General features: G+C 54.9%; 21 protein-coding genes, 2 tRNA genes and 1 riboswitch. Of the genes, 4 read left to right on the top strand and 19 right to left on the bottom strand.

Going from position 1 to position 24,289, the window contains the following annotated elements:
* The 4 genes from NOR51B_RS15535 to NOR51B_RS11035 all read right to left on the bottom strand — a co-directional run.
* On the bottom strand, positions 1–1,378 hold a 1,378-nt coding region (locus tag NOR51B_RS15535; RefSeq protein WP_040482047.1), incomplete at its 3' end, for an aldehyde dehydrogenase family protein.
* Positions 1,379–1,691: 313 nt separating this feature from the next.
* Positions 1,692–4,178: a TonB-dependent receptor gene (locus tag NOR51B_RS11045; RefSeq protein WP_009019460.1), complete on the bottom strand. Its 2,487-nt coding sequence runs from the start codon at positions 4,176–4,178 to the stop codon at positions 1,692–1,694.
* 143 nt (positions 4,179–4,321) lie between these two features.
* Positions 4,322–5,164: a hypothetical protein gene (locus NOR51B_RS11040; protein WP_009020207.1), complete on the bottom strand. Its 843-nt coding sequence runs from the start codon at positions 5,162–5,164 to the stop codon at positions 4,322–4,324.
* A 21-nt stretch (positions 5,165–5,185) separates the two neighbouring features.
* Positions 5,186–6,082, bottom strand: coding sequence for an EthD domain-containing protein (locus tag NOR51B_RS11035; RefSeq protein ID WP_009019615.1), 897 nt, complete (start codon positions 6,080–6,082; stop codon positions 5,186–5,188).
* A gap of 491 nt (positions 6,083–6,573) precedes the next feature.
* On the opposite strand from NOR51B_RS11035, the gene NOR51B_RS15940 reads away from it, so the two are divergent.
* The 3 genes from NOR51B_RS15940 to NOR51B_RS11015 all read left to right on the top strand — a co-directional run bounded on the left by NOR51B_RS15940 (position 6,574) and on the right by NOR51B_RS11015 (position 9,075).
* Entirely contained in the window at positions 6,574–6,927 is a 354-nt protein-coding gene (locus NOR51B_RS15940) for a hypothetical protein (RefSeq protein ID WP_040482045.1), read from the top strand.
* Positions 6,928–6,929: 2 nt separating this feature from the next.
* Positions 6,930–7,778, top strand: coding sequence for an SPFH domain-containing protein (locus NOR51B_RS11025; RefSeq protein ID WP_040482044.1), 849 nt, complete (start codon positions 6,930–6,932; stop codon positions 7,776–7,778).
* Positions 7,779–8,353: 575 nt separating this feature from the next.
* A riboswitch (cyclic di-GMP riboswitch) is annotated at positions 8,354–8,441 on the top strand.
* Positions 8,442–8,529: 88 nt separating this feature from the next.
* On the top strand, positions 8,530–9,075 hold the full coding sequence (locus NOR51B_RS11015) for an Hcp family type VI secretion system effector (RefSeq protein WP_081443950.1): 546 nt from the start codon (positions 8,530–8,532) through the stop codon (positions 9,073–9,075).
* A gap of 350 nt (positions 9,076–9,425) precedes the next feature.
* Here the strand turns inward: NOR51B_RS11015 and NOR51B_RS11010 are convergent.
* From NOR51B_RS11010 to NOR51B_RS10960, 11 genes are all read right to left on the bottom strand, one after another.
* A tRNA-Cys gene (locus NOR51B_RS11010) sits at positions 9,426–9,499 on the bottom strand.
* A gap of 196 nt (positions 9,500–9,695) precedes the next feature.
* Positions 9,696–9,771, bottom strand: a tRNA-Gly gene (locus tag NOR51B_RS11005).
* 34 nt (positions 9,772–9,805) lie between these two features.
* Entirely contained in the window at positions 9,806–10,375 is a 570-nt protein-coding gene (gene pgsA, locus NOR51B_RS11000) for a CDP-diacylglycerol--glycerol-3-phosphate 3-phosphatidyltransferase (protein ID WP_009020604.1), read from the bottom strand.
* 60 nt (positions 10,376–10,435) lie between these two features.
* Positions 10,436–12,262: an excinuclease ABC subunit UvrC gene (gene uvrC, locus NOR51B_RS10995; protein WP_009020175.1), complete on the bottom strand. Its 1,827-nt coding sequence runs from the start codon at positions 12,260–12,262 to the stop codon at positions 10,436–10,438.
* 2 nt (positions 12,263–12,264) lie between these two features.
* On the bottom strand, positions 12,265–13,290 hold the full coding sequence (gene murB, locus NOR51B_RS10990; RefSeq protein ID WP_050759468.1) for a UDP-N-acetylmuramate dehydrogenase: 1,026 nt from the start codon (positions 13,288–13,290) through the stop codon (positions 12,265–12,267).
* Positions 13,287–14,042: a 3-deoxy-manno-octulosonate cytidylyltransferase gene (kdsB, locus tag NOR51B_RS10985; RefSeq protein ID WP_009020826.1), complete on the bottom strand. Its 756-nt coding sequence runs from the start codon at positions 14,040–14,042 to the stop codon at positions 13,287–13,289. The genes murB and kdsB overlap by 4 nt, the downstream gene beginning before the upstream one ends.
* Entirely contained in the window at positions 14,027–15,052 is a 1,026-nt protein-coding gene (lpxK, locus tag NOR51B_RS10980; protein ID WP_009018945.1) for a tetraacyldisaccharide 4'-kinase, read from the bottom strand. The genes kdsB and lpxK overlap by 16 nt, the downstream gene beginning before the upstream one ends.
* Positions 15,049–16,878 (bottom strand): lipid A export permease/ATP-binding protein MsbA, encoded by a 1,830-nt coding sequence (gene msbA, locus NOR51B_RS10975; protein WP_230198454.1) that lies wholly within the window; start codon positions 16,876–16,878, stop codon positions 15,049–15,051. The genes lpxK and msbA overlap by 4 nt, the downstream gene beginning before the upstream one ends.
* Positions 16,875–17,303 (bottom strand): ExbD/TolR family protein, encoded by a 429-nt coding sequence (locus NOR51B_RS10970; RefSeq protein WP_009020843.1) that lies wholly within the window; start codon positions 17,301–17,303, stop codon positions 16,875–16,877. Before NOR51B_RS10970 ends, msbA begins: the two co-directional genes overlap by 4 nt.
* Positions 17,300–17,923: a MotA/TolQ/ExbB proton channel family protein gene (locus NOR51B_RS10965; RefSeq protein ID WP_040482042.1), complete on the bottom strand. Its 624-nt coding sequence runs from the start codon at positions 17,921–17,923 to the stop codon at positions 17,300–17,302. The genes NOR51B_RS10970 and NOR51B_RS10965 overlap by 4 nt, the downstream gene beginning before the upstream one ends.
* A gap of 57 nt (positions 17,924–17,980) precedes the next feature.
* The gene (locus NOR51B_RS10960; protein WP_009019681.1) at positions 17,981–20,224 is read right to left on the bottom strand and encodes a DNA internalization-related competence protein ComEC/Rec2; all 2,244 of its coding nucleotides are present in this window, start codon (positions 20,222–20,224) and stop codon (positions 17,981–17,983) included.
* Positions 20,225–20,400: 176 nt separating this feature from the next.
* Between NOR51B_RS10960 and NOR51B_RS10955 the strand changes: the two genes are divergently transcribed.
* Complete coding sequence (locus tag NOR51B_RS10955) at positions 20,401–20,919, top strand: DUF2062 domain-containing protein (protein WP_009021577.1); 519 nt, start codon at positions 20,401–20,403, stop codon at positions 20,917–20,919.
* Here NOR51B_RS10955 and NOR51B_RS10950 read toward each other — a convergent pair.
* From NOR51B_RS10950 to nqrM, 4 genes are read right to left on the bottom strand one after another with little or no spacing between them, the layout of a single operon-like run.
* Positions 20,916–22,142, bottom strand: a complete 1,227-nt coding sequence (locus NOR51B_RS10950) for an FtsX-like permease family protein (RefSeq protein WP_009021005.1) — start codon at positions 22,140–22,142, stop codon at positions 20,916–20,918. The two genes, NOR51B_RS10955 and NOR51B_RS10950, sit on opposite strands and share 4 nt — an antisense overlap.
* On the bottom strand, positions 22,143–22,820 hold the full coding sequence (locus tag NOR51B_RS10945) for an ABC transporter ATP-binding protein (protein WP_040482040.1): 678 nt from the start codon (positions 22,818–22,820) through the stop codon (positions 22,143–22,145).
* Complete coding sequence (locus tag NOR51B_RS10940) at positions 22,813–24,048, bottom strand: lipoprotein-releasing ABC transporter permease subunit (protein ID WP_009021539.1); 1,236 nt, start codon at positions 24,046–24,048, stop codon at positions 22,813–22,815. Before NOR51B_RS10940 ends, NOR51B_RS10945 begins: the two co-directional genes overlap by 8 nt.
* 15 nt (positions 24,049–24,063) lie before the next feature.
* Positions 24,064–24,282 (bottom strand): (Na+)-NQR maturation NqrM, encoded by a 219-nt coding sequence (gene nqrM / locus NOR51B_RS10935; protein ID WP_009019159.1) that lies wholly within the window; start codon positions 24,280–24,282, stop codon positions 24,064–24,066.
* Positions 24,283–24,289: the final 7 nt, after the last annotated feature.

Below are 24,289 nucleotides of genomic sequence, written 5' to 3'. Positions count from 1 at the left end.
CTGACTGCTTCACCCCGCCAAATGGCTCTGTCAAAGAAATACCCGCTAAGTTAACTGCAACTCCACCTGTGCGCAGTTGACGGGCCACCGACATGGCGAGATCTGAGTCTTGAGTGTAGACAGATGCGGCAAGCCCAAAGGGCGAGTCATTGGCTATCTCGATCGCCTCCTCAATACCTTCGTATGGTATTACCGCGGTCACGGGCCCAAATACCTCTTCTTGAGCGATCGACATTCTGTTGGTTACGTCCGAAATCAGCGTTGGCTCGAAATACCAACCCTTTATTAGATTTTCTGGCCGCTTCCCACCGGCTGCAATGGTGGCACCTTCATCGACTGCTTGCCCGACCATCTTTTCAGCCCTAAGTAAGGCCCGCTCAACCGCAAGAGGGCCACGATCAACAGTGGTGTCCCAGGCAGGCCCAAGACTGAGCGAGCTATATTTCTCTGCCCATAGCTCCACAAATTCATCGTACCGACTACGAGGAACCAAAATTCTGGACAAGCTGACACAAACCTGGCCTAAAAAGCCGGTGGAACCATCAATTAGCGTCTTCGCGACTTCATTAAAATCCACATCTTCCGCAAGTATGGCCGGAGATTTTCCGCCTAACTCGAGCGCAGTTCTAGCGAGGCGATCCGCTGAACGCTTGACAACATCAACAGCGATATTGGTACCGCCTGTAAGAGCGATCATATCGACACCTGCATGACCTACAAGATGCTGAGTAACCTCGGTACCAGCTGGAAGAACGCTGGCAACACCACTTGGTAGGTCTGCCTCTTCTATTGCCTCAGCTATTATGCGGGCCGTCAGCGCCGACTCTGGAGCGTGCTTAATAATCATTGGGCAGCCCGCGAGTAGTGCGGGAATAACCTTCATTCCCATAAGCACTACTGGACCGTTGTAGGTGAGAACACCGAGGGTGGTTCCGACGGGTTCTCTTCGGATAATAACCCCTCCCCCACTACGGTACTCCTCCTCAGGAAGCGACTTCGCGAGCTCAATAGCGTTCCGCCAGATCATCTTCCCGGCACCGCTGTTAATCATTTCCCCATGAGCTACAGGAGCACCGGACTCAAACATCCACGCCAAATTGAGTCTATCAAGACGCTTTTCTAGTTCAGCAGCAAGACGTTCACAGCAAACAGCTCGCTCAGCCATTGACATCCTAGGCCAAGGACCTCGATCAAAAGCATCTCTAGCCGCTGCAACTGCAATGTCGGCGTCCGCAATTGCTGGGACCGCAACTTGCATTACCTCCTCTTCATCTGAAGGCGAGATCACCGACATAAATTGATCAGAACTTGGTTGATGCCAGCGCCCTCCAATAAACAGTTTGTCTGCGCCTGGGATTGTTGGGACTTTTGGTTTCATAGATCTGAGCCTCTCATTAATGGATTTGAGCCAACTCTGACTTGAAAAATCGCGTGATCTGAACCCAAACAGATTAGCTTAATCTGGTTTTTAGACCCGCTACTGCCAGCACAATGTGTTTTGTTTAGCGTTGACTAAAGCCCCAGATTATCTATCTGAAATAACATCAACTACCCGCTCAACATCGATCACCAGCGTCAAATCGATACACTCAAAAATTCGTAACCCGCTTTGTGGCGTTTATACACTCATGTTTTACTATCGGACGTAGCCCCGGGCGAAGCCACGGGGCAGTTTTTTGGTCAGCTACAGTCTAGAAGAACCTATACTCCGCCCGGAGAGTTATAGTGAGCGGCTCTATGCCAAAGCCTCGCCGGTCTGCGCGGAAACCATCTTCGGTACCGGTGCCACCACCGGTGCCAGGAACTCCACGAGACGCAACGATTGCATATTCATCAGTCAGGTTCTTACCTATCAATGCCACTTCCCAGCGTCCATCAGCAGAGCCCAACCGAATCGCCGCATCAACAGTCATGTAATCGTCCTGCACATCAGCTGGTTCGCCAAAAGAGCCAGTCACATGATCGGACTTGCTCTGTAGGTTAACGGTAAAGCCTGCCATCAGTCCGTTTTCAAGAACGTGATCATAATCAGCTGACAGGCTACCCACCCATTCCGGTGCAAGTGCTGTCGGCTCACCGCCTAGCTGTTGCCTTGGTGACGTACCGGGGATAGTGCACCCTTGGCTTGGCTTTTGGCCAACATAACAAGGGGCAATAAAGTCATCGTACTCAGACGAGTTGTAAGCAACTGAGCCATTCAACCTTAGTCCTGAAATTGGAGCCCATTGCAGGTCAAGCTCAACACCTTCTGCAGTTGACTCACCCGCATTCGAGGTAGTAAATGCAAAGACAGGCGTGTTGAAGAAGTCTATTTGTAAACCTTCATAGGTAAACTGATAAACAGTCAAGTCGACCTGCAAGCTATTCTCAAGAAAAGACGACTTTATTCCAGCTTCAAATCCGTCGACGGTCTCCGGGTCAAAGGTAAAGTCAGATAGGCTTCCAGAAATTGCACCAAGTATGCCACTGTTCGAAAAGCCACCCGATTTAAAACCTTCTTTATATGCAACATAGGCCATAATATTAAGCTCGGGCGTCCATCGTAGGGTCACTTCGGGCAAGACGTCGTCGAAGGACTGATCCGCTGCCACTACAACATCTTCGGTAAATAATGCGGTCACAGCGGGATTGACGTATGGGTGTAAAAAGAATGAATCTTTTGTCTCATCAATCCATCTTGCACCGCCTGTCAGTTGCAACTCATCGGTTATGTCCCAGATAAGCTCTCCATAAACAGACTGTGTATCCCCATCCGTTCCCGACAACTTCTCAAACAGAATATGCTCATTCTGAGGGTCCTCTACAGCCGAGTTTGAAAGGAAGGCATCAATCACAAATTGATTGAAAGAGCGGTCTGTCTCCTGAAAGTACGCACCGGCCACAAAATTCAGGGATCCCGATAGGTCGGACACATAGCGAAATTCCGCAGATATGTTTTCGAAAGAATTGGTTTCAGAGGCGTAAACCTGAGCAATGTTTGCATGGTCCGAGTCAAGCACCCAATCCGTATCCTGCTCGTGATAATTGAGGATACCCGTGAGCTTGCCGCTCTCTAGCTCATAATCCCCTTTCAACGTAACCCCATAACTCCTGTATCTTTCCCCCATTTGTCCGTCGAACCGATTTAGCGACGAATTTGTCGCGGCTATTGCGGGAGGAACCGGCTGGCGTGGGTCCGACCAATCCCCATCACACTCGGCATCAGTCGGTACCGGCCTACCCGTCGCCGGATCAACAGCATGTGGGACACCATCAAGCGCCGGGCAAGCCCAGCGCTCCTCACCGCCCTGAGAGCCGTTAGAGTCCATCGAGGAATACGAGGTTTTAAGGTTGAAATTCAGACGATCAGAAGCAGCATAATCCAGAGTAAGTCGTGCGTAGTTGGTCTCTAGGCCGGCCCAATAAGTTTCTTCCAACTTTGGTACGAAGAGCTCGTTTAGTGCACCTGTTGCAACATCAAAGTCAGGATAAATCGTTTGCTCACTCGGGTTTTCCCACAAGCCATCAGACGCGTCCGTCGTCCGCAGGGCAAGGCGCGCCCCTAACTTGTCGGTGAGCGGACCAGAAAAGATCGCATTAATTTCGCGGTTCTTCGCCCTAAATTCATAGCTGGTGCCGAGAATCATCTCAAACTCGTCACCAGGATCCTGTGTTTCAATTGAGACCACGCCTGCGGTCGCATTTTTACCAAAGAAGAGCGCTTGCGGCCCCTTTAAGATTGAGACCTGTTTTGAGTCAAACAAGCTTTCGTTCAACACTCGACCCTGCGGGTAATAAACTCCATCAATAATCGTGGAAACTGACTGCTCAATGCCGATACTTGAAAAGGTAGACCCCACCCCTCTTATGTTAATGGTGGCGCCGTTACCCTCGCCTGCTCGAACGATAGTCATCGAAGGCGTATTTCCCGCCACCGCCTCCATGCTGTTGAGATTCATTTTCCTCAGAGCATCGGCATTAAACGCCTCAACCGCCACAGGAATATCACGTTCAGATTCCGAAACTCCACGTGCGGAAACTACGACCTCCTCGAGACGATTACCGGACTCAGCTTCGGCTTGAGCGTAGACAGAACTCGACAGCGAGCTAGCTGCCAAGCATGCAATAGCCAAGGTGCTTTTTCGGAAGTGGAGTTCTTTTCCAGGTTGAAAGTCTCTGTACCGATTTGTGCGCTTCATAATAGTTTCCTCTTTTGTTATGCGAGTTATTAACCAACTTTCAGCTCACGATTCTATGTTGAGGCCGCGTTTAACCTCCGCGGTAATCAATCAATACCTTAGTTCTGTACCCTCCAGCAATAACATAAACCTTTTACCACCCATTATCGATGATAGAAGCACGGCGGCTCCGAGCGATCAGGAAGAACCACGACGGTCTCGTCGACTTCGCAAAAAAAACCAGTTTCAAAAAGACGTTTCTCCTCCTCGCGTAATTCAGCCCTCATACTCGATTGCCATGACGCCATGGCGTCAGGGTCAACCCACCAGTACTCGGTAATAGCGTCGAATCCAGCACGGAAGGCTTCCCTACGGACAATTTCACTATCGTCAAAAGCGCCCGTCTCTGGCGCAAAAAAACCAGACATAACGTCTAATGAAGTCGGAAAATTGATGATCATTCCAAGCAATCCCGGAACCTGGCCAGATAGCTTGCCGCAAGCGCCGGTCCAATCCCTCTGAAACATTTCGTTCGACACATCGCTTCGTCGCTTCGCAAATTGAAGCACTTTAAATATCTTGTGCTCGGGTCGCCCAACGGGCTGTAACACCTCCTCAATCACCTGAAACTGAATAGGCGGATGTCCGAACAGGAGCGACAAGTCTCCGCCGACGTCCGCAACGCGATCATCTTGCTCCAGCCCTTCGGGACCAGGCTTGTCCAACGCAGGACTTTTACCCTGGAAGTAGTCCTCCAATGAATCAAACATCAGTTGGCCGAAACCACTCCAATAGTCATCAAAATCCGCAGGCTTTTCTGCAACTAACTCGGCCGCATTTTTTCCAAGAGGTTCATCTAGAAGCCGGTTGACACGTACATTAAGAATATAACCTCGAATGTTCCTAAGTCGGCGCCCATAAGAATTGTGGAAACCAACATGACCACAACGATATTCATCATGGCTTAGGGAAGGGTGGCGTCGTACAAATCCAAATACTTTTAGCATGAGCTTACCAATCCCCTCAATTCAACGGTAATAGAACGATGGAGCGGCCTGGCGGTTCGGCATGACGATTACATTCTCATCCACATTCACATACCAAAGTGCATCAAAAAGCTGATCCTCTAGGGCAATAATCTGGCGCCAATCAGGGTGTTCGCTTCGGGCACTCTCGAAGTCCTCCAAAGCATCTACAAAGATTTCGTTTGCGCCATCCCAGAGCGAATAGAAGCTCTCGCGAAAATCTCGTCCCTCATCACTGAAGCACCAGTGATCCGCGGGATAGTAGCCGTTCACCGCCGTGTCAATGTCGCGATAACGCACATTCGAAATGTACCCATTTAAGCTGGGCAAATTGGCACAAAGGGGTAGATATTCATTGAAAAAACGCGAGCGAAAATCATGCTCCGGCAATGATTCACGCCGGCGGAAGAACTGAATCAGCTTGCACGGTCGCGATTCCTTTCTCACGACTGGCAATAAAACATGCTCCTCCATGCGAGTATGGTAGGAACGAAATTCATTACTTTGTCCAATCCGGTCAAAGAGATAAGGCGTGTCACCCAACGAAAAATCTTCATCGACGACTAATCCTTCTTCAGTTACCCGGGTCGGCTCGGGCTCGCTGCTCGTTACCCAAGCGTGTCGATCGTCAAAGTGTACGGCGGGGAACCCATCCCATAAATCCAAAAAACCGGCAGGCTCGTTTCGAACTAGTATCGAGTCCAGTGATGCAAGCCTGTCTCCAAGCCCAGTGTCTTCGTCATGGATATTTACGGTATAGCCGCGAATGTCCTTCAAACGGCGAGTAATACTGCAGTGGAATCCTACGTGTGCAGCCCGGTAGTCATCGTGACTGAGCAGCTCAGCGTTGCGCCTGAGGAACGCGAAGACTTTAAACTCTGCGGGACTATCATTGGACATAACACTCTCGCTGTATTTATTTTTTTACACATTACCATACAGGTTGCTAGCGTCAAGCAAGTAAGTCTAACTTGATGTGAAGCGTCATCATATTGCCAGCACCGGCCAGCCATACTGGATTAGCCTGAATTTGGAGGCGACTTCCCAGCTTTGATTTAAAGTTTTGTGGAGCTTAAATAAGAAGCATCCGTGCAGGTAACTGATCCCGGCAATAGCGAGCTCGAATGGGGTATAAATATACGCTGATCGAAGCTCGTAATGGTTTTCGTGGTGGGGAAGTGGACACCAGCATTACCGCCACACCGCTTCTTCATCGCCCTGCCCTTCACAACAAATTTCCGCTATCGGCTGTGGAATCAATCGGTCATGCAACACCGAGACTCTGCTAACACAGAGAAGGAGGTTGCCAATGTCGTACCCGACCAGGATTCGTTACACCGAGACGGATAAGGCCCTGATGTGGGAACGCTGGCGTAAGGGCGAGTCTCTCAATGAGATTGGCCGTCTTTTTTGCCTTAAACATTGATGTTCATTTGCTCTACCAAATTTTGATAGGAATCATCAGCTGGTTCTTCTTCGTCGCGTTTCATTACAGTGTTTGGCGGAAAATTTTGGTATCAATTGCTGACAAGGTCCTTGCGCCCACGATTACTCAATCGGGTGTTGATGGGTTAATTGGAAGAAAAGCAATTGTCAAAGAAGTAGACGGCAAGATTTTGGCATCTATACAAGGTGATCTTTGGCCCTTTAAAAGTGACGAGAACTTAGCGCCAGGCGGGGTATGTCAGGTTGGGAGCGTAGACCATGGCACCCCTATTTTAAAGCGGCACTCTGAGGAGAAATAATCATGTCGTTGTTCTATACAATTCCTCAAAATCATAAAGTAGTTTTGGAACGATTCGGAAAGTTTGCGCGAATTCAAGAAGCTGGTTTACGAATGCGCCTGCCAATCTTAGAGCAATTTCGTACGGTAAATGATTGGAATGGTATAGCAAATAAGCGCGGTTTCATCCTAGAAATGAGTGAGCAGCAAATCGATACTCAGCCGCGCACCTGCCATACTCGCGACAATGTGGGCGTGACCGCTAATGCCTCGGTTTATTGGGCAATTGTTGATCCCGAGCGCGCTTTGTATGAAGTTGATGTTCTGCCAATTGCGCTGGCAGATATTACATTGAATTCACTCCGCTCTTATGTGGGCAGCATGCAACTCGATGAGGTGCTTACGAATCGAAAGCAGCTAAATGAACGCGTTTCTGCAGATTTGATAGATACTGGGCAGAAATGGGGAATTCGAATTTCTCGAGTTGAGATACAAGAGCTTGCTGTAAACGACGATACCAGCCGCGCAATGCTTCAACAAATGGAGGCTGAACGTAAAAGCCGCGCTACTGTTGCTGAGGCGGAGGGGCAAGCAAAAGCGATCCGTATGACTGCCGAAGCTGAGCGAGACGCTGCCATTGAGAAGGCTAGAGGTGAGGCCGAGGCGCTGGCCTTGATTGCCCAGGCAGAGACGGCATATTTGGCGCAAATCTCGCAGCATTTGAGTGAAGAAAAAGCCGCGCAGCTGCTAACTGCTCAAAAGGTCTTGGCGGGTTACAACACCATTTCTAAAAACCCGGCAGATAAAGTGTTTTTACCCAATCATTTCTCGGGGGTCTTCACGCTCCCGACAAACAACAACCGCACCACCTGAAAGACTAGTTATCACATAGGAAAGACTCGTGGCACACTCGACAATAACCTTTAAGCACCCAAATACAGGAGCCATAAAGTAAGCTCCAGTCGGTTTTTCTTGGACTACTCTTTTTTTTGGTGGGATCCCTGCTCTCATTAGAGGCCATGTCGGCATGGGGATATTGCAAATCATAATACAGATTATTACGTGGTCATTATCAACAATCGTTTTTGCGTTCATCTACAATAAGATGTATGTAAAGTATCTCGTTGGAGAAGGTTTCAAAGTCAAAGAAATCTCCTCTACTAAAGACAAAGAAGCTATTTACTTAGAAATTGGTATCGAACCTGAAGAAGTGGTAGCTGGATAGTTTTTTGAATATTCCCGGATATCCAAGAAACCCCTTTTTTTGAGAGGATACGATCGCCCGGCTCCACGGTACGCGTAGGGGGCCTCTTCGATGTCCGCCTTCGGCCAACAACGGAATCGCTCCCGAGAGGGCTGAAAAAAACTCAGCTTACTGTTCGGCACCTGTTGACCACTACAGTGGCCTAAACTTCATTATCTGCTATCTTGATCGAGGCAGCGCCATTGCTGCTTAAAGGCAACCCCGCTGAAAGGCGGGCAACGCAAAGTCACGGGTCTAACGGGCGCATGCCCTATGACAGCCGGACTGCCGATAATGCCGCCCTACGGGTGGCATTAACGTCAATCTGACTAGTGACATGCGACAAACCATGACGTGGTCTTGGGCCACTACGGAGAACGCATGAAATCTAAGAGTAAAAATACCTTACGAGCGGCGGCTTTAGCTTTTGGGCTAGCCAGTTTCAGTGCAACGGCAGCAGTCGATATGTTCTTGCAAATTGGTGAAATTAAAGGGGAGTCTCGAGACGAGAAATTTAAAGATGCTATAGACGTGCTTGCATGGTCATGGGGCGCTAGCAGCGGGTTTGACGGAAGGGGAAAAGGGAACATCAGTCCTTGCATACAGGATTTATCGCTTACAAAGTGGATTGACTTGGCGACTGGCGACTTAATGATGGGAATGATGATGGGGATAGAATACCCAAGCGCTACCCTTACTGTTCGAAAAGCTGGCCAAGACCCACTCGAATACATTGTTATCACTTTTAATGATGTGAGAATCTCAAGCGTTTCAACAGGCGGTAGTGGTGGTGAAGATCGCCTAACCGAAAACATCTCGTTAAATTTTGATTCGGCAGATTGGACTTACACACAGCAAGATGAAAGGGGGGGAGCCAGAAACCAGTCTAAAGCAACCCTTGAAGGCAGCACTGGTGCTTGTAGGTAGAAATCGTAATCGGTTTTGTTCTAAAACGTGTCGAGTTATCGCAACTAGCACAGCACTCTGAGAACCCGCCAAGGCGGGTTTTTTGTGGCCCTGCGAACCTGGGCGTGACTAAAATTCTGGAATTAGGCGAAAGCCGACCTCCAGCGACACTTAGCTGACCGTCTCTGAGGGGTCGTGGACATTGGCTTCTCTGGCTCCACGGTGTGCGTACGGGGCTACCTCTACGACAGAGAACCGGAAGTAGGAGCTAATCCCGTGGGACAAGTGAGGCACGCTTTCCCGATTCGAGTATGGAAAAATAAAACCCGATTTTCTAAGTTATTGGTTTAAAGAATATTTGTTCAGAAATCTGGAGGCTCGGGTCGGAATCGAACCGGCGTTGACGGATTTGCAATCCGCTGCATAACCACTCTGCCACCGAGCCTTTTTAGAAATCCAGAACCGCCAATCGGCGGTTGTGGGCACGACGCTTGGAACCTGCTCGTCGATGCGGCGCGCAGCATACCAAAGCCCGCAGCGGGAAGCCATGCCCAGACCCGTAATCTATCGAAAGCGTTTTGCTGATAATCAAGCCGACTTCAGGGCCCGCCCAACCAGCGGCCTGAGAGCCGCCTTAAAAATGGAGCGGGAAACGAGGTTCGAACTCGCGACCTCAACCTTGGCAAGGTTGCGCTCTACCAGCTGAGCTATTCCCGCTTATCGCCCCATTCTACGATCACAGGGTAGCGGGTCAAGCCGAGCCGTCTTTTTCTTTCACCACCCGGTAGAACGCCTGCAGGTAGACAATCATCGACCACAGGGTCAGTACTACGGCGATAAGCAGCAGCACCTCACCCATCAACAAGAGCGGTGTAGCTGTTCCGGGCAGCTGAGCCAGAAGCACGGTGATCGCAATCATCTGCAGGGCTGTCTTGAACTTGGCGATGGTGTTTACCGCCACCGACGCCCGGTGACCCAGCTGCGCCATCCATTCCCGTAGCGCACTGACAACAATCTCGCGCCCAATCACCACACAAGCCGCGGCGGTGATAAACCAATCGTCATAACGCTCGGCCAGCAGCACCAAGGCGGTGGCCACAATCAACTTGTCCGCCACGGGATCCAGAAACGCACCAAAGGCGGTAACCAGACCCGCGCGCCGGGCGAGCCAGCCATCGAGCCAGTCGGTGATGGCGGCCAGAGTAAATATCGCGGCACAACCCCAGGTGGCAATGGGCGGAGATAGATAGAACAGGACCACCAGCAGCGGAATGGCAGCCACCCGCAGAAGGGTCAGTATATTGGGGAGATTTAAAGGCACCGGTTCGTTCTACATGGGATAAGTGGTAAGTATCGCACAACCGCTCGCAATACCGGGGCTTTAACCCTCAACGGTGTGTAAGGTATCGTAAATGGTCTGCGCCAGATTCGCATTGATACCGGACACTTTCCTGAGTTCAGTAATGCTCGCGTTCTCAACCCCTTTGGCGCTGCCAAAATGCCGCAGCAACTCGCGCCGGCGTTTGCTACCCACGCCGGGAATCGATTCCAGCGTCGAGGTATTGCGTGCCTTGCCTCGCCGGGCCCGGTGCCCGGTAATCGCAAAGCGGTGGGACTCATCCCGGATCTGCTGAATCAGGTGCAACGCGGGGTTGTCGCCACGCAACACGGTTTCGCGCTCGGTATCGCCGTCGATCAGGGTTTCGAACCCCGCTTTGCGGGTGGTGCCCTTGGCCACACCGATAACCCTGACCGTCGTAATCTCCAGTTCGGACAACACGGACATCGCCTGTGAAACCTGGCCTTTGCCACCATCGATGAACAGGATATCGGGCAATTTACCCTCCCCGCTGACAATGCGACGATAGCGACGACTTAGCGCCTGGTGCATCGCGGCATAGTCATCTCCCGGCTCGATACCATCGATATTGAACCGCCGATAATCGGCCTTGTTGGCACCATTGGCATCGAAAACCACGCAGGAAGCCACCGTGGCCTCTCCCGAGCTGTGGCTGATATCAAAACACTCCATTCGGGCGGGCGGCTCATCAAGCTGTAACTGCAGTCGAAGGGCCTCAAAACGCCCCGCCATGGTCTGTTTCCCCGAGAGATGCGAGGTCAGATTATTCTCCGCCGTCTGGACAGCCAACTGCAGCCAACGAGCCCGCGCTTCACGCACCCGGTGCCGAATCGTTACCCGCCGCTCCGATTGCACCGAGAGGGCCTCGGCAAGTATCTCCGCATCCTCCAGGGGCGTACTCACCAGTACTTCACGGGGAATAGTCTGGCGACCCGAAAGATAGAACTGGGGGATAAACGCTTCGAGCACCGCGCCCTCCTCCTCGTCCAGCTTGATCGGCGGATAATAGCTGCGGCTTCCCAATACCCGGGCTTCTCTGACGAACAGCACCTGGACGCAGGCGTGCCCGCCTCTGGCGCTGGCGGCAATAATATCGAGATCCCCGTGCTCACCCTCGATGCCCTGACTGGCCTGGACCTGCTGAAGCTGCGCCAGCTGATCCCTCAGGTCGGCGGCACGCTCATAGTCCAGTTCAGCGGCGGCGGCTTCCATATCATCGGCAAGCCGAACCATCAGCTCCTGAGAGCGTCCCTTTAAAAACAGTACCGAGTTTTTCACTTGCTCGGCATAGGCGTCGTCGGAAACCAGCCCCACACAGGGCGCCGTGCAGCGCCCTATCTGATGCTGCAAACAGGGCCGAGACCGATTGCTGAAGTAGCTGTCCTCGCACTGGCGAACCTTGAATACCTTTTGCAGGATATGCATCGTCGAGCGCACGGCGCCCGCGCTCGGATAGGGACCGAAGTACTCACCTTTGCGACGCTTGGGACCCCGATGGAGGCTCAGGCGCGGCCAGCGATCCTGACTGGACAGATAAACGTAAGGGTACGATTTATCGTCCTTCAGCAGGATATTAAACGGCGGCTTATGTTGCTTGATCAGATTGTGCTCAAGCAACAAGGCATCGATTTCTGTGGTAGTGACCGTTACCTGAATATCGTGAATACGCCGCACCAGCGCCATGGTTTTGGCGGTAAGGCCACTGGCGCGGAAGTAACTGGTGACACGGTTTTTAAGGTTTTTGGCTTTACCGACGTAGAGCAGTTGCCCGTCGACGTCCATCATCTGGTAAACACCGGGGCGCGTCGTCAACCGTTTCAGGAACGCTTCGTGATCAAACTCGGCCACGGTCAATGGATACGGTCTGTCCCGATGATGCGCGGCTCCATAACCAGGTTGACCCCGAATTCGTCTGCGACCGAGCCTGCAATCTGGTCGGCAAGTTCGAGAAACGCCGAGGCATCGGTGGCTCCGCGACCGATCAACACCAGCGCATGGCGATCAGAGACCGCCGCTCCCTGGTGAGATCGCCCTCGCCACTGGAGTTGGTCAATCATCCAGGCGGCCGATAATTTGGTGTTGTCATCATCGATCGGGTATTGCGGCATTTCAGGGGCCACGTGCAAAAGCTCCAGCGCCTTGGCACGGCTGACCACCGGATTTTTGAAGAAACTGCCGACATTTGGGTCAGTGGCTGGATCGGGTAAACGCTGCTGTCGAATGCCGATCACTGCATTCATGACCGCTTCCGGTGTTGCCGACTGGTCTTTCAATGCGTGCTGCAGCGCCGGATACCCCACGCTGACCGCGGCGTCCCGGTGCAGTCGGAAATCGACCGCGGTAATAATGTACTGGGCACCCGCCTCGCTCTTGAAAACGCTGGTCCGATAGCCAAATTGGCAATCTTCGGGACGCAGTGCGAGGGGCGCCTGGGTTTCCCGGCAGTAGACGTGGACGCATTCAATCATGGCGGCTATTTCAATGCCGTAGGCACCGATGTTCTGGACCGGCGCAGCGCCCACGGTACCGGGAATCAACGCCAGGTTTTCGAGGCCATAAAGGCCATTGGTGACACTCCAGTGCACCAAACGATGCCAGTTCTCCCCCGCACCGACACGAATCAATACATCGTGCTCGTTATCGGCAAGGAGCGAAATCCCATGGTTTTGAATAGCGAGCACCAACCCGGGCACCCACGGCCTGCAAACCACGTTACTGCCCTCGCCGATGGGCACCACGCTATGGCCGGCATCAGCCGCCCAGCGGAACGCATCCATCACCTCGGATGCAGTCTGGGCGCGCGCAAAAAACTCGGCCGTAGCATCAAGACACAGAGTGTTGAATCCACGTAATGAGTGTTGTTGTTGTGGTATCAATGGTCCCCCTCCATCAACCCCTGAACATGCGCCAGATCCTCCGCAGTATCAACCCCAATAGGAATAGGGGCTTTCGCGGTCTCAACGCGAATCCGGTGACCGTAATAGAGTGCCCTAAGTTGCTCCAAGGATTCCAGCACTTCCGTCGGAGCGGGAGCCAGCTCCACAAAACGGCGCAGAAAGCCCGCGCGATAGGCATAGAGGCCTGCGTGTCGGTCTGCAGCGATTGCAGCGTCTTTGTTGTCCGCGGCAAAAACATCTCGGTGCCAGGGAATCGACGCGCGAGAAAAATACGCCGCGTAGCCATCCGCATCGGTAACGACCTTAACGACTGAGGGATCAAACATCTGGGATTGCTCGGTAATCGGTACACTCAGCGTGGCCACTGCAGCATCGGCGGAGACTTCCAGAAGTGCCGCGACCTGGCGCAAATTTTCCGACGGCATGAGTGGCTCGTCACCCTGTAAATTCACCACAATCGCAGCATCCGACCAATCCCTGATAGCAGCGACCTCCGCAAGGCGGTCGGTGCCCGAGGGATGGTCTTCCCGTGTCATCACGACATCAGCGCCCCGGGCCGACATCACATCGGCAATGCGTTGATCATCGGTGGCGACGACCACACTCAGGGGAGAGGCTTCGAGCGCCCTCTGCCAGACCCAATAAATCATAGGCTCGCCGCAAATATCAGCTAACGCCTTACCGGGCAATCGGGTGGAACCATAACGAGCGGGTATTACAACGTGGAACATACGTCTCTACCGTTCTTATTCTGTTGCAGCATACGATCCAGCAGATTCTCCGTGAACCGATCGGGCAGCACCGTAGCAATCTCCGCGACCCACAACCGCTGGTCAATGGCTGGGGGAAGCTTGACGGCGTCTTTTCCAGTAATCAAGACAATCTCGGCATTGATTGTTGCCAGCTGGGCCCGGCTAATAACCCGATGGTCGGGAAGCGATAATCCATCGACAGGAAACCCGGCGTCACGAAGGCTGTGGAAAAACTGGCCTGGCTGGCCAAGACCCGTAATGGCCTCAAGGGATTCGGTGTCCCACTGTTCACGTGCCTCGTTGGCGCCAAGCCTGACGCCGGAAGACAGTTGGCGAAACCCTGAGAGCTGATAATAAAAACGGCGCTCGGGGTTGCGCCCGTTGCGCTCAAGCACCGCATCGACGCTGGTGAGTCGCTCAGCCGGCTCCCGCAACGGCCCGGCGGGGAGGAGAAAGCCGTTACCGAGACCGCGGTCCCCGTCCAGCACCGCGATTTCAACATCGCGGGGAAGGCCGATATGTTGCAAGCCATCATCGGCCAGGCAAATATCGGCACCCAGTGTTGCGACGAGGCGCACCGCCGCTGCTCGATCACGGGATACCGCCACGGGAACACCGGTGAGGCGAGAGAGCAGCAGTGGCTCATCGCCGACAACCGACGCCAGCGAATCCGGAGCGACTGCCAGGGGTACCGATGGCATCGTGCCCCCGTAGCCGCGACTCACCACACCGGGACGGTAACCCCGCCGCTGGAGTTCATCAATTAAGGCCGTTATTACCGGTGTCTTTCCCGTACCGCCCACGGTAATGCCACCGACGACAATCACCGGAATAGGAAGCCGCTGATGACGCGTCGACTGCAGTCGGCGAGCGCGTATAGACACAACAATGCCAACGATGAAGGATAGCGGTAGCAGCAACCACAGCCACGGCGCCTTCGCATACCAGGCTCGGCTGATGAAGCTCTCCAGTTGACTGATAGCGCTCACACGTCGTTGAAGGACTGCCGATAGAGACTGGCATAGAGCCCCTCCTCTGCCAGCAGACTGCGATGGGTACCCTGGGCAACAACCCGGCCGGCATCGAGCACGACAACACGATCAGCGGCCTCTACTGTAGAAAGCCGGTGGGCAATAATCAGCGTGGTCTTGTCGCGCATCAGTTCATTCACCGAGTCCTGAATTTTTGCCTCCGACTCGTTGTCCAGCGCCGATGTCGCTTCATCAAGAACCAAAATCGGCGCGTCTTTCAGGAACGCCCGCGCTATAGCGAGCCGCTGCCGCTGGCCGCCAGACAAGCCAGCGCCGGCGTCTCCGAGCAGCGTATCGAAGCCCTGCGGTAATCGCTCAATAAAGTCCAGGGCATTGGCTGCGCGGGCAGCTTCCCGAACCGCCGATTCGGGTGAATTGCGCAGCGCACCAAAGGCAATGTTGTTGCGGACCGTATCGGCAAAAAGAACCACGTGCTGCGATACCATCGCAATCTGGCGTCGATAGTCGAGCAGCGCGTAATGCTCAATTGGCACGCCATCAAGGCTGATCTGACCGGAGCCTATAGGATAGAAACGCGCCAACAACTGCACCAGCGTGGTTTTACCACTACCCGAGCGACCGACGAAGGCCACCGTTTCCCCCGCGGGAATATCGATAGAGACGTCCTGCAAGGCGTGGCGCTCGCTTCCGGGATAGGAAAAAAAGACCGATCTCAAACTGATATCCCCGCGGGCACGCTGCAGCGGGATGTGGCCCCGATCCGGCTCAGGGGGCGTATCGATCTGCGAAAATACGTCCTCTGCGGCGGCCAGCCCCCGCTGGATCACGCTTTGAATACCGCTCAACGTACGAATGGGTTTACCCAGTTGTGCAGCAGCGGTCAGAAATGCCACCAGCGAGCCCGCGGAAAAACCCGCGAGGATTGTGGGATCCAGCGCGAACCAAAACAGCGAGCCCAGTGCGAGCGCCAACAGCGTCTGTATTACCGGGGTCGAGATCGCCTCAACGAGTGCGAGTTTCAGGCTCTGGTTGCGGTTGAAACGACTGGCATCACGAAAACGTCGGCTCTGCTGCTCGGAGGCCTCGAACATCCGGACTTCTTCGAAGGAGGTCATGGTTTCGCTGGTGACCTCGGTCACCGACCCCATCGAATCCTGAATTCGCCGGCTATACCGACGAAAGTGCCTGCCGACAACAACGACCACAATACCAATCGCGGGCGCTACAGCGAAAAATATAAGGCTCAGGCGCCAGTTGAGAAAGAGCATGTAAGAAACAAGCGCTGTAATCGTGAGCCCTTCGCGCAAGATAACCTTGAGTGCATCCGATGCCGCGCCACTCACCTGCTCGACGTTAAAGGTAATTTTTGAGATGAGCGCACCGCTGCTATGGTGATCATGATGCCGCTTGGGCACACGGATCAAAACATCAAACAGCTGGGTGCGCAGATCGTGTATTACCGATCGTGCCACACGATTCATAAAATAATTGCCGGCGAAATATCCGAGCGCCCTGCCCAGTGAGAGAACCACGGCGGCAACCGGCACCGCAATCCGTGCATAATCGAGTGCGGATTTATCGCCGGGTGGCCAAATCGCATGGGCCACCGAAGCGACAATGCCAAGGTTGCCCGGTGTGGACTCCCCGAGTGAATCGAGCAGAAACTGGGTCAAGTCCGCAAGCAGTACATTGCCCGCGGAATACACAATAAAACCAACGATACTCAGGCAAAATATAGCCACATAGGGCCTGACATAACGGAGCAGCCGACCATAAAGCGCCCAGTCGCTCGCGGTTTTGGGAGACGATGCGCCCTCCATCATTGCGCTTCCGGACTGGCCAAAGTCGGCGTTTGGGCAGCGATGGTCAGTTGCTGGAATCCCAGTTGGCTGGCGACATCCAGTGCTCTGACCACATAGCGATGCGCCGCCTCACCATCCGCTGCGATCGTCAGCGGTGTGGCTCGAGAATCCCCCGCAGTCGTGGTCAATGCCGTTCGCAGCCCCTGTGGTGATCCGGGAATCGGCGTCCCGTTCAGCGCAAAGCTACCCGCCGCATCTATGGTGAGTTTTAATCTCGCCGGCGAAACCCCTTTTTCACCCTTTGCCTCGGGAAGGTTAACCGACAGTTGGGTCTGGGTGGTAAAGCTGGTCGACACCATGAAAAAAATTAGCAACAGAAACACAACATCGATCAACGGCGTCAGGTTGATCGCCAGGTCATCTCTACGTTGGCGGCGAAATTTCAAGCGTCGTATTCCGTCTGATTCTTGCTGTGGAGCGCGTCAACCAGCTTGATTGTCTCCTGCTCGAGCCCGACCACGATAGTATCGATACGGGCGGTATAAAACCGATGCATGACCAGCGCCGGAATCGCGACCGCCAAACCTGTGGCGGTGGTTATCAAGGCCTCCGAGATGCCGCCTGCGAGCGCATTGGCATTGCCGGTACCCTGCACGGTGATTTCCGTAAATACCCGAATCATTCCAAGAACCGTACCCAACAAGCCCAAAAGTGGCGAGACGGCCGCCACGGTACCCAGGGCATTGAGAAATTTTTCGAGATCGTGGACCACGTGGCTCGCCGCCTCCTGAATACTCTCCTTCATGACGTCACGACCCTGACTACGATTGGCAAGCCCGGCAGCGAGAATCGTGCCCAGAGGCGAGCCCTGGCGCAGTTGCTTCAGGCGCATTCCGTCGAGCTCGCCATTCTGAAGCTGACGCCAGACCGTTGCCAGCAGGTGCGGCGGCGCAATTCGACGCGGATTGAGCGCAAAATAACGCTCAATGCAAATCGAGAGCGCAATAATCGAACATAAAATAATGGGCGGCATGAGCCAGCCCCCGGCCGCTAACAAGTCAAACACTGTGGTTTCCTCTGCTGAAGGTCGCAGTATATATGCTCCGCCGCGAGGACCCCAATGTCAGCTTGGGGGTACGCGAAGCCAAAATGGCGTCCACCGATTCCTCATGGGCTTGAAACAGAGTGCGCCCGGGGCATCGACCTCGAAGCGGAGCGTGCCAAGGTGGGCCGTTGATACCATATCGCGTGTATGAACTTGTAGCCGACTCACGACATTGGCATCGGGGTGACCGAAACGGTTCGCCAACCCGTGGCTGAGCACCGCATAGGCCGGCTTGACCCATTTCAGAAAGCCGTGACTCGATGAAGTCCCACTACCGTGATGGGATACCAACAACACATCCGCCGCAAGCTGCTCTCTCCAGTATTGCCCAAGGGCGAGCTCAACCCGGCTCGGTATATCGCCGGCAAGTAGAAAGACAACACCAAAGGCCTCTATCCGCAGCACACAGGAATGGGCATTACGGTTTGATTGAGCGTGCCCATCACCGTGTAAGACCTCGAAATTCACGTCCTCACCCCAGGACCATCGTGCACCCATCCGACAGGGTTCGCCGCCCCAGCCGAGATCTCTCTCGCTAGCAAAATTCGACTTGATCGTGCCCAAACCGGCGCTATGGTCAAGGTCACCGTGGCTGATCATCAGGGTATCGATGGCATCGGCCCCCGCAGAGCGCAGCAAGGGTGCAACGACCTTAACCGCCTGATTGAATCCGGACGCCGAGCCACCACCGGTATCGTAAAGCAGATGGCGCCCGTTGGCTTCGAACACCACCGCGGTTCCCTGGCCGACATCCAGCACCGACAACCGGGCGAGCGGCGGTGGTGTCCGCACCACAAAGCTCATAAAGATAAGCAGTGCAACGGCGAGCCAGCGGGTGTGCCGGACAAAAATCAGTAGCCCACCCAACGCCGTCAAGGCCGTAGAAAAACTCAGATGGCGTTCGATCCACACCCATTCACCCAGGTGCTGGTCCATCCAGTGCAACGCGTCCAACATCAGTGGCACCGGCCACAACGCCGCCCGCCAGAGCATCGCGGCGGATACCTCCATAACTGGCGCGAGAACGACCCCAAGCAACCCCAGCGGTAGTACCCAAACCGTGATGAGTGGGTTGACCAGCAAATGGGTAATAATCGCCCCCAGACTGCCACCGCCAAACCAGAACCAGGACATCGGCAGCAATACGATCGACATTACGATCTGCAGCAGAAAAAGCCTGGCCGCGAGCCCACCCGCCCACGGACGCTGCGATAACCACAGCAGTAGTGCAGTTGCCGTCACGCTCATCCATAAACCGGGCGACAGCGCTGCAAAGGGATTCAGTACGAGTATCAATACCACAGCAAATAACAGGCCATTTACGGGCCGGGTACTCCACCCCAGGATTCGCGCAATGCTGATTCCCAGTAACATGAGCAGAGCCCGCTGCGTCGCGACACCAAAGCCGGCCAGCCCGGCGTAGGCAAGCGCCATAAGTAGTGTCAGAACGATCCGCGGTCGTAACGACCCCGCCGCACCCCTTCGGTTCACCACGCGGGACAACACTCCGCCAAGCAACCAGCAAAAGCCCGCCACCAGACCGATATGCAATCCGCTGATCACCAGCAGGTGGAGCAGACCCATGCGACGCATCAGGGTCCAGACCTCCTCGTCCAAACCGGTGCCATCAGCCACCAGCAACGCTCGCAGCAGGCCTGCCCCGACCCCGGAGGGAACCGCGCGGTTGAGCGTGTCGACGAGTTTCTGCCGCGTCGCATCCAATAACGGTCTGGCAATACCCGCGTCGATACGGCCGACGGTGAATGATGCTACGGCGTCAAGCCCACTCGCCGCGTTACGTGCCTGATCGGGAATCATCCCGGGGCTCCATTGCGACGGTGGCGGGCGCAATAGCGCCTCACCGGCAACCAATGCGCCCAAGGGCAAGTCCCGGTTATCCCCATAGACCGCCAACAGAAATTCGCGGGGCAGTCCACAGTGACGGGGCAACCCGCTGACCAAACGGGCATGGACCCGTTGTACAGGCGTACCGTCTTCCAGGGTGCTGATCCGAGCGAAGGAGCTAATTCGGAAGGTCGCGGCATACTCTCCTCGATAGCAGCTGGAAGTCAGTTGCTGCTCCTGCCAGAAAAACGCGTGAAGTGTCGTGACAACGGCTCCAATGCAAAACCAGACGGGCAGTACCCGCCCACACCGGTGCGCAATAAGGGCCGCAACCAGGGCTGGAACCAGCACCACTGGCAACCAGCGAACGTCGGGGGTCGCCAGGGGCAGGATGAGCCCAGCGGTAATACCCAACATTCGTTCAGGTCGTATTTGGGATCCGGCTGTCACCGACCCGGAACTGAGGGCATAATTAGCGCTCTGCACCATGAACAGCAGGCAGTGACCCCGTTCGTGGGCGAAAAGGCCAGACCGGTGCCTGGAAAAGATCGCGAAACCAAACCGAAAAAGGGATATCGGCGGGCGCCGCTCAAATGCCAAAGAAAACACTAAAACGGCTGGCGATGACGCCGCAACGCCTGCGCGAGATGAAGGGCTTGAGCGTTTTCGGCGAGTGGATCTATGAGCCCAATCTTTGGCACATCAACCGACTGTGTGCCGCAAAGGCCTTCGCAATCGGGCTGTTCTGCGCCATGTTACCGATCCCGGGACAGATTTTTATCGCGGCGTTTCTCTCCGTAAAGTGGCGTGCCAACCTTCCGCTGAGCATCGCGCTGATCTTCGTTACCAACCCGGTCACGCTGCCCGTCATCTATTTTTCGGCCTACAAACTTGGAGCGTTAATCCTTGGCACCGAAATGCAGGATGTGGGCTTCCAAATCAGTATTGACTGGGTCACTCGTACCCTGGTCGATATCTGGAGACCGTTTTTGCTGGGGTGTTTTATTATTGGCGTTGCGATGGGAGCAACCGGTTATTTCATCATTGATGTGACGTGGCGCTGGCGCGTCATCAGACAATGGCGGAAACGGAACCAGGCCCGACGCCGTTAGCCCGCACTGGCCAGCGTAGCCGCTACCGGCAGCTTTGCAGCGCGGAGTGCAGGAAGCACCGCGGCGGCCAGGCAGAGAATAATCGACGCACAAAATACCAGCCCAACGTCCCCGATCCGTATATCAACCGGTAAAAAGTTGAGCGGGTAGACATCCGTATTCAGTAATTTCACGCCGAGTGCCCATTCGAGGGCCCTGGCGAGCCCCGGAGCACTATATGCCATAGCGAGGCCAGCAAGCGTGCCAATACCCGCACCGAGGCTGCCGATGATCGCGCCCTGGATCAGAAAGATCCAGCCGATATCGCGGGAAGTGGCTCCCATCGCCGACAGGATGGCGATCGAGTAACGGCGATCGGTAACAACCAGGACCAGACTGGACACAACATTGAATGCCGCCACCGCCACGATGGAGAGCAACAGAATCGAGATCAAATTACGCGACAAGCGTATCGCTGCGTACAAATTACCCTGGGTCAACGTCCAGTCACTCACATAAAGCGTAGCGTCAAGCTCTCGAGATAACTGCCAGCGCACTGCGGGGGCCGCAAAAAGATCATCGAGCTGTATCGACAGACCGGACACGCCAGTCTCGATTCCAGCCAGATCCGCGACAACGTCGATATCGGCCAATACCAAACGCTCATCAAGTTCGGTTCCCGAGTTGAGTAACCCGTTCACCGTCAGCCGACGGGGTTGTGCGCTTGCGGGCGATACCGGGTTACCCCCCGTGGGGACAAGCAGGGTTAAACCTGAGCCCGCTTCGACATTGAGACGCCGGGCAAGGGCTGCGCCGAGAATAATTCCACCGTCGGCAAACAGCTCAGCACCGCCGGGCGTCACCAACGACGAAAAGCGATCCGCCGAGGTCGCACCAATACCCAGCAGGCGAGTCGCCTCAACCGAACGGCCTCGCATCAGAAGCGCATCGGCCTCGACAAAGGGCTGCACCGATTGCACCCCGGATAACGCGGCGATATCGCTACTGCGCTGTGCCCACTCTTCAATCGGCGTGAAGCCGCGAACGGTCACGTGCGGAACCAGCGCCAGAATGCGTTCCCGCATTTCGCGCTCGAAGCCATTCATGACCGAGAGCACAGCGAGTAGCAGTGCGACCGCGAGAATCAACCCCACCATTGATAAACGGGACAGAAATGCGCTTAGTCCATCACCTCTATCGAGGGTTTGGCGCAACGCCAGATGCCATCGTTCTGACCAGGGCATTTAGGCGGGGTGCAACGCGCGATCGCGCAATTCGAGCCGACGATCCATCTGCGACGCTACAGCGGGGTCGTGGGTGACGACGATAAAGGCGGTGTTACGCTCGCCGAGCGCACGCATCATTGCCAACACCTGCTCAGACGCCTCCGGGTCGAGATTCCCCGTGGGTTCATCCATCAATACACACCCCGGACCGTTCACCAGTGCACGGGCGATGGCGACCCGCTGGCGCTCGCCACCGGATAGCGCCCCCGGTCTATGGTCGAGCCGATCACCCAGGCCCACTTCCTCCAGTAACTCCCGGGCTTTCGCCAACGACTGACGACGGGACAAACCCGCAATTCGCGCGGGCATGGCGACAGCCTCAACCGCAGAGAACTCGGGTAAGAGGTGGTGAAACTGGAAGACAAAGCCAAGATTCTGGTTGCGCCATCGACACCGCGATGCCTCAGAAAGACTATTCATTCGCTGGCCCGAGACCTCAACATACCCGGAGGTTGGAACATCAAGACCACCCAGCAAGTTGAGCAGCGTCGATTTACCCGCACCCGATTTACCGATAATGGCCACCCGCTCCGACGCCTTGAGGTCAAATTGAACCCCACTGAGCACGGACACACTGCGGCCTCCATCTCGATAGTCTTTGGCCAGGTCAATACAGCGCAAAATGGATTCAGCCACGATTCAAAACCTCTACCGGCGAAATCCTGGATGCTCGCCATGCGGGATAAAGCGTACTGAGCAGACTCAACAGCAACGCCACAATGACCGTCGCTATGACATCGTCCCAGAGCAGTCGTGCCGGCAGCCGCCCGATGTAATACACCGTCGGGTCGAACAGCGTTACGCCCGCAACCTGTTCAATCCAAACGGCAAGATCACTGACATTGATCGACAGGAGCACGCCCAGGGCGGCACCGAGAGTCACGCCGATAACGCCCAACAACATGCCGTAGCCTATGAATATACCGAGGATCGACGACGAGCGGGCGCCGAGCACTCGCATTACCGCGATATCGCTGCGCTTTTCGGTCACCGACATGGTCAGGGTAGACACGATGTTAAAGGCAGCCACTGCGATCACGGACAACAGCAACAACGCCACCGTCACCTTTTCCATCTGTACGGCGGTAAAGAGCGAGCCCTGGGTGTCTCGCCAGTCACTCAGCGCGATGGTGGACGGGAGCTGTGAGCCCAGTGCGTCGATAATTTGCGGCGCGGCCATCAGGTTGTCGGTCCTCAACTGCAATCCCTGTACGCCCTCCACACCCAGCAGGCGTTGCGCCGTCTCCAGCGAGACATAGCTGTGCGAGGCATCGGGCTCTGCACCGACCTCAAACTCGGCGACAACCTCCAGCCGTTTAATTCGCGGAAAAAGACCTAGCGGCGTCACGGTCAGCGAAGGCACCGTCACTATCACGCTATCACCGACGGAAACGCCCAGCAGACGCGCCAGTGATTGCCCGAGCGCCACCGTAAAGCGACGTTCCTCGATAGCGTTCAGTGAACCCGACACGATATGGGTGTGGAGCTGATTGATGTCGCGCTCAGCCTCGAGGTCAATACCTTTCATGATCGAGCCGCGGCTCTGACCCCAGGCCTGCATCAGTACCGTCTCGTCGATATAGGGCGCGACGGCCTTGATACCGGGTTGCCGCATAATCTTCCGTTTTAATTCGGGCCAGTCGGTCAGCACACCGCTGCTGGCGGTGAGTTTGCCGTGAGGCACCACCGCAAGAATGCGATTGTGTAATTCATCGGAGAAGCCATTCATGATGGACATAACGGTGATCAAACTGGCTACCCCAAGCACCATGCCAAAGGTCGACACCAGCGCCACCACGCGAGTAAATCGCTGCTGGCGGCGGCTTAAGCCATAGCGCAGCGCAATATCGCTAACAAAGGTCAAAGCGGCGCTGTTCGCTCAGTCTCGGGGGTTATATTGGCTGACACCCTCGGTACCGTCCCGGGTTTCGGTCTCGCATACCTGAGGGTCGCCACCACACAGTTCGCATTTCTGATCGATTCCCAGGGCACCCACGCCACCGCAGGAACCCTTGATCGGCTCGCGGCCCGCAATAACACCCACCGCCATGGCGGCCATGACTGCGGCAAAAGCGACGAAGGTCACAATAAAGATCACGAAATAA

This window comes from Luminiphilus syltensis NOR5-1B (assembly GCF_000158175.1).
GTDB classification, from domain to species: domain Bacteria; phylum Pseudomonadota; class Gammaproteobacteria; order Pseudomonadales; family Halieaceae; genus Luminiphilus; species Luminiphilus syltensis.
Note: the sequence above shows the minus strand (reverse complement) of the source record. Positions and strands in the feature narration are given on the sequence as shown.

What these genes read in the sequence shown, in the direction of transcription:
- NOR51B_RS11045 (WP_009019460.1), bottom strand. Translation starts at nt 4,178, where the DNA reads ATGAAGCGCACAAATCGGTACAGAGACTTTCAACCTGGAAAAGAACTC.
- NOR51B_RS11040 (WP_009020207.1), bottom strand. Translation starts at nt 5,164, where the DNA reads ATGCTAAAAGTATTTGGATTTGTACGACGCCACCCTTCCCTAAGCCAT.
- NOR51B_RS11035 (WP_009019615.1), bottom strand. Translation starts at nt 6,082, where the DNA reads ATGTCCAATGATAGTCCCGCAGAGTTTAAAGTCTTCGCGTTCCTCAGG.
- NOR51B_RS15940 (WP_040482045.1), top strand. Translation starts at nt 6,574, where the DNA reads ATGAGATTGGCCGTCTTTTTTGCCTTAAACATTGATGTTCATTTGCTC.
- NOR51B_RS11025 (WP_040482044.1), top strand. Translation starts at nt 6,930, where the DNA reads ATGTCGTTGTTCTATACAATTCCTCAAAATCATAAAGTAGTTTTGGAA.
- NOR51B_RS11015 (WP_081443950.1), top strand. Translation starts at nt 8,530, where the DNA reads ATGAAATCTAAGAGTAAAAATACCTTACGAGCGGCGGCTTTAGCTTTT.
- kdsB (WP_009020826.1), bottom strand. Translation starts at nt 14,042, where the DNA reads ATGTTCCACGTTGTAATACCCGCTCGTTATGGTTCCACCCGATTGCCC.
- msbA (WP_230198454.1), bottom strand. Translation starts at nt 16,878, where the DNA reads ATGATGGAGGGCGCATCGTCTCCCAAAACCGCGAGCGACTGGGCGCTT.
- NOR51B_RS10960 (WP_009019681.1), bottom strand. Translation starts at nt 20,224, where the DNA reads ATGTTGGGTATTACCGCTGGGCTCATCCTGCCCCTGGCGACCCCCGAC.
- NOR51B_RS10955 (WP_009021577.1), top strand. Translation starts at nt 20,401, where the DNA reads ATGCCAAAGAAAACACTAAAACGGCTGGCGATGACGCCGCAACGCCTG.
- NOR51B_RS10950 (WP_009021005.1), bottom strand. Translation starts at nt 22,142, where the DNA reads ATGCCCTGGTCAGAACGATGGCATCTGGCGTTGCGCCAAACCCTCGAT.